Annotated in this window: 1 rRNA gene; it reads right to left on the bottom strand. The window is 54.2% G+C overall.

Annotation, left to right across the window (positions count from 1 at the left end):
• A 23S ribosomal RNA gene (locus ACXR2W_RS14145) occupies window positions 1-600 on the bottom strand; the annotation flags it as partial.

Here is a 600-nt window from a genome sequence, read left to right as displayed (position 1 = left end):
CGCCCTATTCAGACTCGCTTTCGCTACGGCTACCCCACACGGGTTAACCTCGCCACATATCGCTAACTCGCAGGCTCATTCTTCAAAAGGCACGCCATCACATGAACAAGCATGCTCTGACGGTTTGTAAGCAAACGGTTTCAGGTACTATTTCACTCCCCTCCCGGGGTACTTTTCACCTTTCCCTCACGGTACTAGTCCGCTATCGGTCATCTGGAAGTATTTAGGCTTATCAGGTGGTCCTGACAGATTCACACGGGATTTCTCGGGCCCCGTGCTACTTGGGATCCACACCACGCGGTAAAACCATTTCAGATACGGGACTCTCACCCACTCCGGTCCGCCGTTCCAAGCGGTTCTCCTATAGCTTCACTCTCACGTCCGAGAGGTAGTAGCCTCTCGAGGCATGTCCCACAACCCCACACGTGCAACCCCTACTAGGTATCACACACGCATGGTTTAGCCTCATCCGGGTTCGCTCGCCACTACTACCGGAATCACTGTTGTTTTCTCTTCCTGGGGGTACTGAGATGTTTCACTTCCCCCCGTTCCCTCTACCCGCCCTATATATTCAGGCGGGAGTCACCAAGTACGCACGCG

The organism is Leucobacter faecis (assembly GCF_054456695.2).
This window is presented reverse-complemented; position numbering and strand designations above follow the sequence as displayed.